This window comes from Mesorhizobium sp. M7A.F.Ca.CA.003.01.2.1 (assembly GCF_003998945.1).
Lineage (GTDB): Bacteria > Pseudomonadota > Alphaproteobacteria > Rhizobiales > Rhizobiaceae > Mesorhizobium > Mesorhizobium ciceri.
In genome coordinates, this window is sequence record NZ_RZRA01001697.1 from 1 (window position 1) to 424 (window position 424).

The 424-nt window shown below is 64.6% G+C and carries 1 protein-coding gene; it reads left to right on the forward strand.

The genetic code is table 11. The annotated features are described in order from the left end of the window. Window positions 1-424: alanine racemase (locus tag EN969_RS34995; RefSeq protein WP_206525396.1), on the forward strand; the 424-nt coding region annotated here is incomplete at both ends.

A 424-nucleotide genomic window follows, 5' to 3' on the forward strand; every position in this document is an offset into this window, starting at 1 on the left:
GCCCAGGCGCATGCCGACAAGAACGGGCTGAAGCTCAGGCCGCATATCAAGACGCACAAATTGCCCTATTGGGCGAAGAAGCAGGTGGCGGCCGGCGCCGTCGGCATCACCTGCCAGAAGATCGGCGAGGCCGAGGTGATGGCCGATGCCGGGCTGGCCGATATTTTTCTTCCCTACAACATCCTTGGGCGCGCCAAGCTGGAGCGGCTTCTGGCGCTGCACGGGCGCGTCACCCTGTCGGTGACAGCGGACAGCATGGAGACGCTCGAAGGGCTGGCAACCACCTTCACCGATGCCGGTCATCGTCTACCGGTGCTGGTCGAATGCGACACCGGCATGGGACGCTGCGGCGTGCAGTCGGCCGATGAAGCGGTTGCGCTGGCAAGACAGATCGACAGAACCGGTGGCCTCGCCTTCGGAGGAC